Source organism: Achromobacter sp. KK8 (assembly GCF_054188005.1).
On sequence record NZ_CM135178.1, the window covers coordinates 149559 to 162480 of the forward strand.

Consider the following 12922-nt stretch of genomic DNA (forward strand, 5'->3'; position numbering starts at 1 on the left):
CCACCGGGAGATTTTCCCGCTCATCAGGATCCGACCAGGGCGGCAAACCGTCATTCCGGCCGCCGGAACCGTCCTATTTCTTCATCAACCCCGCCGCCTGCACCAGCTTGCGCATGGCGGCCTGGTCCTTCTCGACGAAGGCGGTGGCCTCCTGCGGCGTCATGTTCCACAGATCCACCCCTTGCGCCTGCATCAGCTTGCTGTATTCAGGATCGGCGTTGACCTTGGCCACGGCATCGTTCAGACGTTGGAGGATTTCCGGCGGCGTGCCCTTGGGCGCGGCCAGGCTGTACCAGGACGCCGACTCCGCGCCCTTCACCCCGGATTCGGCCAGGGTCGGCACGTCCGGCAACAACGGCGAGCGCTGGCCGTTGGCGTAGGCCAGCGCCTTGAGCCGGCCGCTGCGGATGAACTGCAGGCTGGCAGCCAGGTTCAGCACCGCCATGTCCACCTGGCCGCCCACCAGGTCATTGATGGCGGGCGCCGCGCCGCTGTAGGGGATGTGGACGATGTCCACGCCGGCGCGTTCGCGGAACAGTTCGGCGCCCAGGTGGGGCGAGCTGCCCGGCCCGGCCGAGGCATAGTTGATGCGGCCCGGTTCCTTGCGCGCCATCGCGATCAATTGTTCGACGCTGTCGGCCTTGAGCGTGGGCCGCACCACCAGCATGTTGGGCTGGTTGGCGACGATCGAGACGAAGGCGAAGTCCTTGATGCCGTCGTACGGCGTCTGCTGCATCAGCGGCGTCACCACGTGGGCGGCCGACGTGCCGAGCAACAGCGTGTAGCCGTCCGGCTTGGCCCGCGCCACGAAGTTGGCGCCGATGGCCGCGCCGCCGCCGGCCTTGTTTTCGACGATGATGGTCTTGCCCAACTGCTTTTCCAGCTCGCGCGCCAGGGCCCGCCCCAGCACGTCGGCGGGACCGCCGGCGGCATACGGGTTGACCAGCGTGATTGGCTGCGAGGGATAGGAATCGGCGGCGACGGCAGGGGCGCACAACGCGCTCGCCACCGCCACGCCGCACAGCAGGCGCTTCAGAGTCTTCATGGTTTGTCTCCTGGGATATTGTGTTTTATGCGTGGTGCGGGGAAAGGCCCCGGGGCGCATGGCCCCGATGGCTAGATCGCGCCCTGCGCGCGTAACGCCTCGATCTGCGCCGGCGACAGGCCGAGCCGGCCGGCCAGCACGCTGTCGGTGTGCTCGCCCAGCAAGGGCGGACGCTCCAGCCGCGGATCGTCGAAACCATCGAACTTGAACGGGACCGGCACCGCGCCGAAGCGGCCGATGGACGGATGCTCGTAGCTGGCCACCATGCCGCGCGCCAGCACGTGCTCGTTGTGCAGGATCTCCTCGACGTCCAGGATCGGGCCGGCCGGCACGCCGCGCGCATCGCAGCGGCGACACAGTTCGTCGCGCGTCAGCCGCGCGGCGGCGGCCGACAGGCCGGCCATGACTTCGTCGCGGCGCGCCACGCGCACGGCGTTGCGCGCCAGCTCCGGATCGTCGGCCCATTGCGGCAGGTCGAGCGCCTCGCACAGCGGCTTCCAGTGCTGATCGCTGCCCGTTATCTGCACCCAGCGTCCGTCGCCGCATTCGAAGGCGGCGGACGGCACCCGGCCGGGATGTTCGGTGCCCAGCCGCGGCGGCACCTCACCCAGCGCGAAGTAACGCGCGGCCGCCAGCGACAGCAGGCCGACCTGGCCGTCCAGCATGGAGAAGTCGATGTGGCAGCCCTGCCCCGAACGCGCCCGCCCCACCAGCGCCGACAGGATGCCGATGGCGGCCCACAGGCCCGAGGTCAGGTCGCTCACCGGCAGGCCCGGCTTGACCGGGCCACCGCCGCGCTCGCCGGTCAGGCTCATGATCCCGCCCATGGCCTGGAATACGGTGTCATAGCCTTTGCGCGGCGCGTACGGCCCGGTCATGCCGAACCCGGTACACGAGAAATAGATCAGGCCGGGGTTGTCCGGCGCGATGTGCTCGCGGTCCAGCCCGTATTTGGCGAGCGTGCCGACCGGGAAGTTCTCGACCACCACGTCGCAGGTCTGCGCCAGGCGCCGGATCAGCACCTGCCCTTCGGGGTGGCGGAAGTTCACCGTGACCGATTGCTTGCTGCGGTTGAAGGCCAGGTAATAGGCCGACTCGGTGCCGCCCTCGCCGCGCACCTTGGGCTCGAAGCCGCGCGTCTCATCGCCGCCGCCGGGCTGTTCGACCTTGATCACGTCGGCGCCCAGCTCGGCCAGGATCATCGAGGCGAACGGGCACGCCAGGACGCGCGACAGGTCCAGGATGGTGACGCCTTCGAGCGGCCTCATCGCGCCGCTCCCTGGCGAAAGCCGCGCATGATGACGTTGGCGTCGCGGCCCACGCCCAGCGCCTCGGCCAGCCCCAGGTCGGCCGCGCGATGGAAGGCGCGCTTGGTCAGGCCCATGGCGGCCGGCTCCCAGCCAGCCAGGCGTTGCGCCATCGCCAATGCCTGGTCCAGCACCTGCGCGGCGGGCGCGACGCGGTTGGCGATGCCCAGCTGCAGCGCGCGGGCGCCGTCGATGGGCTCGGCCATCGCCACCAGCTCGAAGGCATGCTTGCGGCCCACCTGCCGCACCAGGTTGGCCATGACCACCGCGGCCACGATGCCGTGGCGCAGTTCCGGATAGCCCAAGCGCACGTCCTCGGCCATCACGGTCAGGTCACATGCCAGCGCCAGGCCGGCGCCGCCGCCGAGCGCATTGCCATGGACCGCGCCGATCACCGGCTTGACCATGCGCGAGAACACCAGGTGCAGATCGGTAGTGAGATCGGCGCGGCGCAGCACCGCGTCGGGCTGTTCCGGCGTCAGGGCCGAGAACTCGCCGGTGTCGGCGCCGGCGCAGAACGACTTGCCGTTGCCCGCCAGCACCACCGCGCGCACCGCGTCGTCGCGGTCCGCCTGGCGCAAGGCCTCCAGCAGCGCCGTGGTCAACGCGGTGTTCAGGGCGTTGTGCTTTTCCGGACGGTTCAGGCGCAGCAGCCGCACCGCGCCCAGGTCTTCAATGATCAATTCCGACATCACGGATATCCTCTTCCAATGGCGACAAGCAAAGTGATTGATTAAATCAACAATAAGGGTAAAAAAAGGCGCGGGCCGCGCGCCCACGCGTTAGCGCGGCTGCACGCCGCGGCCGCGGCGCGCCGGCACCTCCGCCTTGCATTCGTTCAACATCTCCAGCGCATGCGCCGTCAGCTTGTCCAGCATGCGCTCCATCGCCTCGCGCTCGGCATCCGATAGCACCGACAGCATGCTTTCGTTGCGCTCGATCGCCGCGGGGAAAATTTCCTCGTACAGCGCGCGGCCGGCGCGCGTCAGGTCCAGGCTGACGCCACGGCCATCCTGGCTGTCGGCACTGCGCTGGATCAGGCCGCGCTCGATCAGTTCGGACACGGTGCGGCTGGCCTGGCTCTTGTCGATGTTGGCTTCGCGCGCCACGGCGTTCAACGACATGTCGGGCGCCGCGCCCAGCAGCGCGATGATGCGCCATTCGCGCGGACCGACGCCGTAGCGGCTTTCGTTCAGGCCGGCGGCAATGCGGCTGGAGACATAAGCCAGCCGGTTCAACCGGTACGAGAACAGTTCCTTGAGCGCCCGGGGTGCGGGACGCGCGGCGGTGGCGGACTTGGATGCGGTGCGGGTGGCCATGGCGGACTCGTCAGATGCGGGAAAACGTGGCGTTCGCGCCCTGCGCGCGCCACTGCCCGCATGATATACAAAGGCGGCGCGCGCCCCTCACGCGGCCGCTCTCGCGGCAGCGCCGATCAGCGGGTTCAGCCCGCTTTGCGCCACCCGGCTGTGCAGGGCGCGCCCCAGCACTTCCTGGCAATGGGCCGAGACGGCCGCCAGCCCCGCCAGGTCCAGGCCGGTGCGCACGCCCATGGACTCGAACAGGCTGACCAGGTCCTCGGTGGCGACGTTGCCGGTATGGCCGCCGCCGTAGCGCACTTTGGCCGGATGCCCGCCGACACCGCCGAAGGCGCAATCGAAGTGGGTGACGCCTGCCTCCAGCGCCGCCACGTAGTTCACCAGGCCGGTGCCGCGCGTGTCATGGAAATGCGCCACCGGGGTCACCTGCGGCACCTCGCGCGCCATGCGCCCATACAGGTCACGCACCGATGCCGGCGTGGCCATGCCGGTGGTGTCGCCCAGCGTGACAATGTCCACGCCCAGCGCGGCGAAGCGCCGCGCGTCGGCCATGACCGTCTCCGGATCGACGGCGCCTTCGAACGGGCAGCCGAACGCCACCGAAATCGTGCCGATCAGGCGGAAACGGCCGTCCGCCAGCCGCGCCATCTCCGCGATGTTGTCCCATTGGGCGGCGCGATCGCGCTTCAGGTTGCGCGTCGAATGCGATTCACTGGCCGAGACCAGCAGGCTGATCTCGTTGGCGCCGATGCCGGCATCCAGGTCGGCCCGCGCGCGCTCGACGGCGCGCGCATTGGCGCAGGTCGCCTTGTACCAGACGCCGGCGCGCCGCGGCAGCGCCGCCAGCAACTCGGTGGCGTCGGCGAATTGCGGCACCACCTTGGGATTGGAATACGAGGTCGCCTCGACCCGCTCGAAGCCCAGCGCGGCAAAGCGGTCGATCAGGTCGACCTTGACCGCGGTGTCGATGAAGTCCGGCTCATGCTGCAGGCCGTCGCGCGCGAAACATTCGCACAGCACCACGTCGCGCGCGCTCATGCCTGCTGCTCCAGTCCGAACAGCGCCAGCGCGTGGGCGCGCAGCTTGTTCTTCTGCACTTTGGAACTGCCGGTCATGCCGATGTGCTCGAAGCTATCGACGATCTCGACATAGCGGGGCACCTTGAAGTTGGCGCAATGCGCCTTGCACCAGGCCGTCAGCTCGTCCGGCGTGCAATCCTGGCCCTCCTTGAGCAGCACGAACGCCGCCGGCACTTCGCCCAGGCGCGCATCCGGCACGCCCACCACCTGCGCCATGCGCACGGCGGGGTGGCCGTGCAGGGTCTCTTCCACTTCAGCCGGCGCGACGTTCTCGCCGCCCACGCGGAACATGTCCTTCAGGCGGCCCACCATGCGCAGCCGGCCCGCCGCGTCCATTTCGCCCAGGTCGCCGGTGCTGAGCCAGCCGTCCGCGCCAAGCGCTTTGGCGGTGGCCTCGGGCATCTTGTAATAGCCCTTCATTACGCTCCAACCGCGCGCCTGGATCTCGCCCTGCATGCCGGCGGGCAGCGGTGCGCCCGTGCCCGGATCCACCACGCGCACCTGCATGCCGGGATGCGGCAAAGCCCAACCCATGGCGCGCAGTTCGAAGGGATCGTCGTGCGCGGACAGCGTGATGTTGGGCGAGGCTTCGGACTGGCCGTAGGCGTTGCAGATGCCCGGCACGCCCATCACGTCGCGGATCTTGCCCATCACCTGCGGACCTGCCGCCGCCCATCCGCCGCGCAGATGAATGCGCTTGCGGTCGAAATCGGGATGCCCCATCAGCATGAGGAAGATGGTGTCGTTGCCGGACGTCAGCGTGCAGCGTTCTTCATCGAGCATGCGCAGCGCCTCGGCCACGTCGAACTTCGGCAGCGTCAGCAGGCAGCAACCGGTCATCAGGCTGACCAGGATCGACAAGGTAGTGCCGGCCACATGGAAGTACGGACGGATGCTGAAATAGCGGTCGTCGGGCCGCACGCCGATGCGCTGCGCCGCGGCCCAGGCGTTGGTCAGCATGTTGGCATGCGTCAGCATCACGCCCTTGGGAAACGAGGTCGTGCCCGAGGTGTACTGGATCAGCAATACGTCGTCGGGCGCCACGGCGCGCAGCGCGGTGTCGAGCTCGATATCGTCGACCGTCTCGCCGGCACGCAGGAAGTCCTGCCAAGGCTGCGCGCCCGCGAGGCAGCGCGCGCCCAGCACCACGACGCGCCGCAGCAACGGCAGCGCCTCGCCGGGCAAGCCACTGTCAAGCGCCGGCTCGACCTGGGTAAGCAGGCCGAGGAAGTCGATGCCCAGGAATGAGTCGGCCGTCAGCAGCAGCTTGACGTCGGCCTGCCTGAGGCAGAACGCCAGCTCATCGGTCTTGAAGCGCGTATTGACCGGCACCGTCACGGCGCCCAGCATGGCGCAGGCATAGAACACCTGCACCCAGGTGCCGCCGTTGCCCAGCAGCACGCCGACGTGGTCGCCACGGCGCACGCCGGCCGCATGCAGGCCGCGGGCGATACGTTGCGCGCCATCCTGCAGCGCGGCCCAGGTGTGGCGTTCGCCGGGCGCGACGAAGGCTTCGGCGGCGCCGCGCTCGGCCACCTGGCGTGCCAGCGCCTGCGACAGGGTCATCGGACCGATCATTCCTTGTCTCCCGCCGCGCCGAAGCCGGCGATGGCCTGCTTCCAGTCGCTGCCGCGCAGATTTTCCTCGATGGCCAGCAACTCGATCGCCATCGCGCCTTCGCGCGTGGTCGCCAATCCCTGGTCGATGCTGCGCTTGGTCAGCCTGACGGTCAGCGGCGCGGCGCGCGCGATGGCCGCCGCCATGCGCGCCGCTTCGCCCGCCAGCGCGTCGGGCGCATACACATGATTGACCAGGCCGATCTCGCGCGCTTCGGCCGCATCGAAACGGCGGCCGGTGAACAGCAATTCCTTGGCCTTGCGCGCACCGGCGATGCGCGGCAGGCGCTGCGTGGCGCCGACGGTGCCCCACCCCACCTCCGGATAGCAGAACGTGGCCTCGGACGAGGCCAGCACGAAGTCGCAGGCGCCGGCGATCTCGCAACCGGAGCCGAACGCCGCGCCCTGCACCACCGCGATCACCGGCTGCGGCAGGCGTTCGATCGCGGCATAGGCGGCGAAGCCCTGTACCCGGCGCGCCGTCATTTCCGCGTTCGACATGGTCTTGCGCTCCTTGAGGTCGGCGCCGGCACAGAATGCCGTGCCGGCCGCGGCGATCAACACCACGTGCGCGTCCGGATCGTCAGCCAGTTGCTGCATGGCCTGCACCAATTCGGCGCACATGAGGGAATTGAGCGCGTTGCGGCTGTCGGGCCGGTTCAGCGTCACCGTGGCGACACGGTCCTGCACGTCCAGCAGGATCGTGTGGAAAGTCGGGGTCATGCCTGCTCCTGGATGTTCTGGGTATGCGGCCGGACCGCCGCGCGGCGGCGACGACTGGCCATGCCAGGCAATATAGGGCATATAGTTGATTTAATCCACTAAATTTCGGTGCTTATCCAATGGTGTTACACTTACGCGCCGGTCTTTCCCTGGAATATCAAAGCACTAGGCGTCACTTGGCCTGATGCGATTCCAGCGCGAAGCCATCGCGCAGTCTCGCCGTAGTTAACGGCGAACTCTACAACCCAAATACCACAATTATTCAAAGGCTTGGGTTTTTGCTGTAGTAGGTTTGTAGTAGCGAATCGCACGTCCCAGGCGCATAAGAGGCCTCGAATCACATCAAGTTACAATCCACCTTCTTCATAGGGGGTGACGTGTACATATCCAGGGTACGGGTGCAGAATTTCCGGTCTCTCGCGGAAGCAGATATCGAGCTACATGACTATACGGCGCTTGTGGGCTTGAACGATTCCGGCAAGAGCAATCTCCTCCGCGCGTTGAACCTCTTCTTCAATGGGCATACCGATCTAGACCAGCCTCTAGTATTCGAAAACGACTTCTCTCAACAAGCCAAGTTGGTTGCAAAAAAGGCCAAACAAATTGAGATAGAAGTTGAGTTCACTCCGCCAAAAAATTATCGAGATGCTGATCACGTAATCTGGAAGAAGGTCTACCGCGCAGACTCCCCAGCCCCCTATCTGGATCAGGTGTACCGTAAGGATGGAAGGGAGTTCTCGCGAGGTTCTAGAACCGCATATTGGATTCGGCATTTGGCGTTTGAGTACGTGCCAGCCGTGCGAGGGAAGAGCTTTTTTTCCTCCCTGAAAAGAAGACTCCATGCGACGCTGGCGGACACAGTGGCGCCGAAACTCACGGGCGCCTCAACGACTTTTCTGTCCAGTCTCCGCGCCGAAGTAAAAAAAATAGAGCAGGACTCGCATAGACTGCTCCAACTAAAAACCGAGTTTTCGCTACCCAGTGACTTGGGCGACCTGTTCGAAGCTTTGGAATTCAATTCCGCAGACGATCACACCAAGACTGCATTGCACTACCGAGGGGATGGAATTCAGGGTCGCCATGTCCCGCTGATATTGAAATTTCTCGCGGATCAGCGCAAAACCAATTCTGCAATGGGTAAACCCCCATCAGAGACAATCTGGGGATATGAAGAACCCGAAAACAATCTGGAACTAAGCAAACAAGTTGATATGGCGACTGAGTTCGCCTCCTACGCCTCTAGCGTTCAGATCCTTGTTAGCACACATTCGCCCGCGTTTTACAACGTCGCGAAAACCAGCTCGAACGGTGGCATCCAGAACACCATACGCAGCAACGGCCGCACAGATTTTTCCAGGGAAATATCCCCCGAACAAGTCGATCAGCATCTTGGATTGATGCCGTTCGTGGAACCATATCTCGCAAAGGCCAAGGAAGAGCGTGAACAGTTGATCGCTTCCGTTAGGGAGCTGGAGGCTGCTGCGCTTGTCACGAATAAGCCAGCCCTCTATGTTGAAGGCAGCTCGGACAAGACAATAATCGAGGCGGCGATATCGGCACTTGGCCTAAAGCAGAATTTTGTGATCATGGCCAAGGATGGCATGGGTGGGGGAGCAAATTGGGTGGCAAGTTGCTGTCTAGCGCGAGCAGCCATGACTGACGTCACGGCGACTACCGTCGCATTGTTTGATCACGACGCTGCGGGCAAAGAAGCCGCGAACAAGTTGTTCGAGAGATGCCAAGCAATCGGCCGAGAGGGCAGAACCAGCCGCATCTTCGTCGGAATCGACAATGGAGATGATCATGTTCGGCGAATCAAATCAAGCGGAATCAAAATTCCGATCTCAATTGATGAACTATGCGACCACGCCGCTTGGCTTCATGCAAAAAGCAAAGGCTGGCTAGAAACGAGAGGCTCAGACCTGATAGAAGCGAACACTGCGCTCTTGGAACTAGATCGGCCGCCCCTTGAGTCACTTAACGCGCTCCTGGACGATCCACATGACCTGTTGATCGTCCATCACAAACTCAAGGGAACCAAGAAAGGAGATTTTGCTTCCTACCTAGGACGACGGCTTTCAACCGACAAAGTTGTTCCCGCTACTCTAGCCGTCCTAGTTCGCAAGATCGTCCAGAAGTTTCAAAACTGACCTGCAAGGCGGAGGTTGGAGGGTGTCGTCCTTGCCGAACGCCTGTCGCTTACACGAGCAGAGCTACTTTGGGGCGCTGTAGCAAGCCCGTACGCAAGATCGAGCCATCGACGCTTCAATGTTAGAATTCTGCTCTCAAATGGATATAAGTCGCACACAAAATCCTTTATTTTCAGCAACTTATAGAAGTCTCGCCGTAGTTAAATGGATATAACCGGCCCCTCCTAAGGGTCAATTGGTGGTTCGATTCCACCCGGCGAGGCCACCCTTCCCCGGCCTCGATTCCGCAGGCCATCGCAAGAAAATTCCCCGCTTTCAGCCAGATGAGGGTTAATCCGGGCTACGCTCACGCGCCGCGCGCCGGTAGCGTCTCGGGACGCGTTTGGTGACGAATACGCCATCCGTCAATACGACCCCGATATTTTTTTGGGCGATGATAGCGAATCGTCTTGCGCGTCACTTGAAATTGCTGTTTAAATTCGACGCGTAAGCCTCTAATTCATCTGGACTTTTCCTGAACCGTCGCGAGCACGATCAGGGAAACAATTCTTCACAGACTGACAAGCCTGTTCAAACCATGGCATTTAACTGGAAACGTGCAATTGCGAACGCGATAGCGCCGGCGGCGCTGGCGATGTGCGCGCTCCTGCCCTCCACCGCGCTCGCCGCGAAGAATACCGACCCCTGCAAGACCAACGCCAAGTCGGCCGCTTGCAAGGCGCAACAAGCCAAGAAGGCGCCCGCTCCCGCCAAGAAGGCCGGCGCCGGCAAGGCCGCCGCCCCCAAGCAGAGCGCGGCCAAGGGCGCGCCCAAGGCAGCCGCCGGCAAGCAAGCCGCGCCCAAGTCGGCCGCCGCCAAATCCACGCCCAAGGGCGCCGCCGGCAAACAGGCCGCGGGCAAGGGTGCGCCCAAGCAGGCCGCCGGCAAAAAGGCGTCTCCCAAGGGCGGCAAGCAGGCCGTCGCGCAGCAGGGTTCGTCCAAGAAGGGCGCCGCCGGCAAGAACGGCAAGCCGAACAAACCGTCGCGCGCGCAGCGCACGGCCGCCGCTGCGGCGGCCGCCGCCATGCCGCCGCCCGCGGTGTCGGTGCGCGCCGAAGCCGCCGCGCTGCGCTCCAGCACCGCCTATGTGCAGGACCTGGCCACGTCCACCGTGATCTTCGCCAAGAACGAAAACGTGGTGCGCCCCATCGCCTCGATTTCCAAGCTCATGACCGCGGTGGTGGTGGTGGATGCCAACCAGCCGATGGACGAGATGCTCGAGATCACCGATGAAGACATCGACGGCCTCAAGCACACCACCTCGCGCCTGCGCGTGGGCACCAAGCTGTCGCGCGGCGACATGCTGCACCTGGCCCTGATGTCTTCCGAGAACCGCGCCGCCAACGCGCTGGGCCGCCATTATCCGGGCGGCCTGCCCGCGTTCGTGGCCGCCATGAACGCCAAGGCGCAGTCGCTGGGCATGACCAGCACGCACTTCATCGAACCCACCGGCCTGTCCAGCGACAACGTGTCGTCGCCGCACGACCTGGCCCGCCTGCTGCGCGCCGCCTCGCAGCGTCCGCTGATCCACCGCTACTCCACCGATACCGAGTACGACGTCGAGATCAACAACCGCACGCAGACCTTCCGCAACACCAACCTGCTCGTGCGCAAGCCCGACTGGGACATCAAGGTGTCCAAGACCGGCTACATCAACGAAGCCGGCGAATGCCTGGTGATGCTGGCGCGCATCAATGGCCGCGACCTGGCCATCGTGCTGCTGGACTCGCAGGGCAAGCTGTCGCGCATCGGCGATGCGGTGCGCATCCGCCGCATCGTGCAAAGCGAAGTGGCCATGGCCTCGGCCCAACCCGGCGGCTGATCCGCGCCTCGCCCACCCACGAAAAAGCCCGATCCAGGATCGGGCTTTTTTTCGTCCGGCGCCGGCCGGCGCATGCGCGGACGCGGGCATCCGCTTTCCACACCGGCGGCCTTCGGAAGGCCTGTGTATTCACGCCTACGCCGCGACCGCCCGTTTCGGCCGCAGCGGCTGCGGGTCGTACATGGAAGGCGGCAGGCCTTCCAGCACCGCTTTGGCGTTGAGCGAGCGGATCGGCACCGCGGCATCGGCGGGGATGCGGCCCTCGGCCTGCAGCAGTTGGTAGCGCAGGCAGCACACGCGCAGGAAGGAGGTGAAATTGGCGGCCTCGCCGCGGTACTCCACCAGTTCGTCGTAAAGGCGCTCGATCAATTGCGTGACCCGCATGCCGTCGCGCGCCGCGATCTCTTCCAGCACCTGCCAGAACAGTTGTTCCAGCCGCAGGCTGGTGGCCGCCCCATGCAGGCGCAGGGAGCGGGTTTCGGGCGCGTAGGACTGTTCGCTGGCGCGGATGAAGATTTCACACATGGGCGCTCCTGGTGCGGACACGATACTTGCGAGCCACTTTACGACGACACCCGGCGGCACGGCAAGACACCCCTGCCGGCAGGAGGACCTCGCCGATTCTGCAACGATAAGTTTCCTTGCCGCCCCCATCCGGACACCGTTGATATAAATCAAGGTCTCGGACGCGTACCCATCCGAGCATGCTAAGACTGATCTGACTTCGGAGGCAGCAATGAACAAGACCATGAAGGCCGCGGTGGCCCGCGCGTTCGGCAAACCCCTGGAAATCGAAGAAGTCGAGGTGCCGCGCCCGCGCGCGGGCGAACTGTTGGTGAAGATCGAGGCCTGCGGCGTCTGCCACACCGATCTGCACGCGGTCGAGGGCGACTGGCCGGTCAAGCCCAATCCCCCTTTCATCCCGGGCCACGAAGGCGTGGGCCACGTGGTGGCGGTGGGCGAAGGCGTGACGCACGTCAAGGAAGGCGACCGCGTCGGCATCCCCTGGCTGTATTCCGCCTGTGGCCATTGCGAGCATTGCCTGGGCGGCTGGGAGACGCTGTGCGAACAGCAGCAGAACGCCGGCTACTCCGTCAACGGCGGCTTCGCCGAGTACGCGCTGGCTGCGGCCGACTACGTGGGCCTGCTGCCGAAGAATGTCGGCTTCGTCGACATCGCCCCGGTACTGTGCGCCGGCGTCACGGTCTACAAAGGCCTGAAGATGACGGACACACGGCCGGGTAACTGGGTCGTGGTCTCCGGCATCGGCGGCCTGGGCCACATGGCGGTGCAGTATGCGCGCGCCATGGGCTTGAACGTGGCGGCCGTGGACATCGACGACGACAAACTGGATTTCGCCAAGCGTCTCGGCGCCGAGGTGGTCGTGAATGCCAAGACCACCGATCCAGCGGCTTACCTGAAGAAGGAAATCGGCGGCGCCCACGGCGCGCTGATCACGGCGGTTTCGCCCAAGGCCTTCGAGCAGGCGCTGGGCATGGTGCGTCGCGGCGGCACGGTGGCGCTCAACGGCCTGCCGCCGGGCGACTTCCCGCTGTCGATCTTCGACATGGTGCTCAACGGCGTGACGGTGCGCGGTTCGATCGTGGGTTCGCGGCTGGACTTGCAGGAATCGCTGCAGTTCGCCGAGGAAGGCAAGGTGCGCGCGACCGTGGCGACCGAGAAGCTGGAGAACATCAACAGCGTGTTCGACCGCATGCGCCGCGGCCAGATCGAAGGCCGCATCGTGCTGGACATGGCGGCGTAACACTCGCCTCGCCCCGCAAAAAGGCGCCTGCCATGGCAGGCGCCTTTGTTTTGCTGC

Annotated in this window: 11 protein-coding genes and 1 tRNA gene; 4 read left to right on the plus strand and 8 right to left on the minus strand. The window is 65.1% G+C overall.

What is annotated here, in order from left to right:
• Positions 1-73: 73 nt before the first annotated feature.
• The 7 genes from ACVN9Z_RS00705 to ACVN9Z_RS00735 form a co-directional block, all read right to left on the minus strand.
• Positions 74-1045, minus strand: a complete 972-nt coding sequence (locus ACVN9Z_RS00705; protein WP_054481915.1) for a Bug family tripartite tricarboxylate transporter substrate binding protein — start codon at positions 1043-1045, stop codon at positions 74-76.
• Between the two features lie 71 nt (positions 1046-1116).
• The gene (locus tag ACVN9Z_RS00710) at positions 1117-2313 is read right to left on the minus strand and encodes a CaiB/BaiF CoA transferase family protein (RefSeq protein ID WP_047993230.1); all 1197 of its coding nucleotides are present in this window, start codon (positions 2311-2313) and stop codon (positions 1117-1119) included.
• Positions 2310-3044, minus strand: a complete 735-nt coding sequence (locus ACVN9Z_RS00715; RefSeq protein WP_047993231.1) for an enoyl-CoA hydratase/isomerase family protein — start codon at positions 3042-3044, stop codon at positions 2310-2312. The genes ACVN9Z_RS00710 and ACVN9Z_RS00715 overlap by 4 nt, the downstream gene beginning before the upstream one ends.
• Positions 3045-3134: 90 nt before the next feature.
• Positions 3135-3671: a MarR family winged helix-turn-helix transcriptional regulator gene (locus tag ACVN9Z_RS00720; RefSeq protein ID WP_006385515.1), complete on the minus strand. Its 537-nt coding sequence runs from the start codon at positions 3669-3671 to the stop codon at positions 3135-3137.
• 87 nt (positions 3672-3758) lie between these two features.
• Positions 3759-4709, minus strand: a complete 951-nt coding sequence (locus tag ACVN9Z_RS00725; RefSeq protein ID WP_150101804.1) for a hydroxymethylglutaryl-CoA lyase — start codon at positions 4707-4709, stop codon at positions 3759-3761.
• Positions 4706-6328: an AMP-binding protein gene (locus ACVN9Z_RS00730; protein ID WP_150101803.1), complete on the minus strand. Its 1623-nt coding sequence runs from the start codon at positions 6326-6328 to the stop codon at positions 4706-4708. The genes ACVN9Z_RS00725 and ACVN9Z_RS00730 overlap by 4 nt, the downstream gene beginning before the upstream one ends.
• Positions 6325-7089 carry an enoyl-CoA hydratase/isomerase family protein gene (locus ACVN9Z_RS00735; RefSeq protein ID WP_047993232.1) on the minus strand — a complete coding sequence of 255 codons (765 nt, stop codon included), beginning with the start codon at positions 7087-7089 and terminating at the stop codon, positions 6325-6327. The genes ACVN9Z_RS00730 and ACVN9Z_RS00735 overlap by 4 nt, the downstream gene beginning before the upstream one ends.
• 398 nt (positions 7090-7487) lie before the next feature.
• Here ACVN9Z_RS00735 and ACVN9Z_RS00740 point away from each other — a divergent pair, with 398 nt between their 5' ends.
• From ACVN9Z_RS00740 to pbpG, 3 genes are all read left to right on the plus strand, one after another.
• Positions 7488-9239, plus strand: a complete 1752-nt coding sequence (locus tag ACVN9Z_RS00740) for an ATP-dependent nuclease (RefSeq protein ID WP_458213495.1) — start codon at positions 7488-7490, stop codon at positions 9237-9239.
• Positions 9240-9429: 190 nt separating this feature from the next.
• Positions 9430-9504 (plus strand) — tRNA-Arg (locus tag ACVN9Z_RS00745).
• 312 nt (positions 9505-9816) lie between these two features.
• Positions 9817-11100 (plus strand): D-alanyl-D-alanine endopeptidase, encoded by a 1284-nt coding sequence (pbpG, locus tag ACVN9Z_RS00750; RefSeq protein WP_458212984.1) that lies wholly within the window; start codon positions 9817-9819, stop codon positions 11098-11100.
• A 135-nt stretch (positions 11101-11235) separates the two neighbouring features.
• On the opposite strand, the gene ACVN9Z_RS00755 is transcribed toward pbpG, so the two are convergent.
• Positions 11236-11625: a ribbon-helix-helix domain-containing protein gene (locus ACVN9Z_RS00755; RefSeq protein WP_006385521.1), complete on the minus strand. Its 390-nt coding sequence runs from the start codon at positions 11623-11625 to the stop codon at positions 11236-11238.
• 211 nt (positions 11626-11836) lie between these two features.
• Here ACVN9Z_RS00755 and adhP point away from each other — a divergent pair, with 211 nt between their 5' ends.
• Positions 11837-12865, plus strand: a complete 1029-nt coding sequence (gene adhP / locus ACVN9Z_RS00760) for an alcohol dehydrogenase AdhP (protein ID WP_020926756.1) — start codon at positions 11837-11839, stop codon at positions 12863-12865.
• Positions 12866-12922: the final 57 nt, after the last annotated feature.

Coding starts and splice junctions, on each gene's coding strand:
- pbpG (WP_458212984.1), top strand. CDS start 9,817: ATGGCATTTAACTGGAAACGTGCAATTGCGAACGCGATAGCGCCGGCG.
- ACVN9Z_RS00725 (WP_150101804.1), bottom strand. CDS start 4,709: ATGAGCGCGCGCGACGTGGTGCTGTGCGAATGTTTCGCGCGCGACGGC.
- ACVN9Z_RS00720 (WP_006385515.1), bottom strand. CDS start 3,671: ATGGCCACCCGCACCGCATCCAAGTCCGCCACCGCCGCGCGTCCCGCA.
- ACVN9Z_RS00755 (WP_006385521.1), bottom strand. CDS start 11,625: ATGTGTGAAATCTTCATCCGCGCCAGCGAACAGTCCTACGCGCCCGAA.
- adhP (WP_020926756.1), top strand. CDS start 11,837: ATGAACAAGACCATGAAGGCCGCGGTGGCCCGCGCGTTCGGCAAACCC.
- ACVN9Z_RS00705 (WP_054481915.1), bottom strand. CDS start 1,045: ATGAAGACTCTGAAGCGCCTGCTGTGCGGCGTGGCGGTGGCGAGCGCG.
- ACVN9Z_RS00710 (WP_047993230.1), bottom strand. CDS start 2,313: ATGAGGCCGCTCGAAGGCGTCACCATCCTGGACCTGTCGCGCGTCCTG.
- ACVN9Z_RS00735 (WP_047993232.1), bottom strand. CDS start 7,089: ATGACCCCGACTTTCCACACGATCCTGCTGGACGTGCAGGACCGTGTC.
- ACVN9Z_RS00730 (WP_150101803.1), bottom strand. CDS start 6,328: ATGATCGGTCCGATGACCCTGTCGCAGGCGCTGGCACGCCAGGTGGCC.
- ACVN9Z_RS00715 (WP_047993231.1), bottom strand. CDS start 3,044: ATGTCGGAATTGATCATTGAAGACCTGGGCGCGGTGCGGCTGCTGCGC.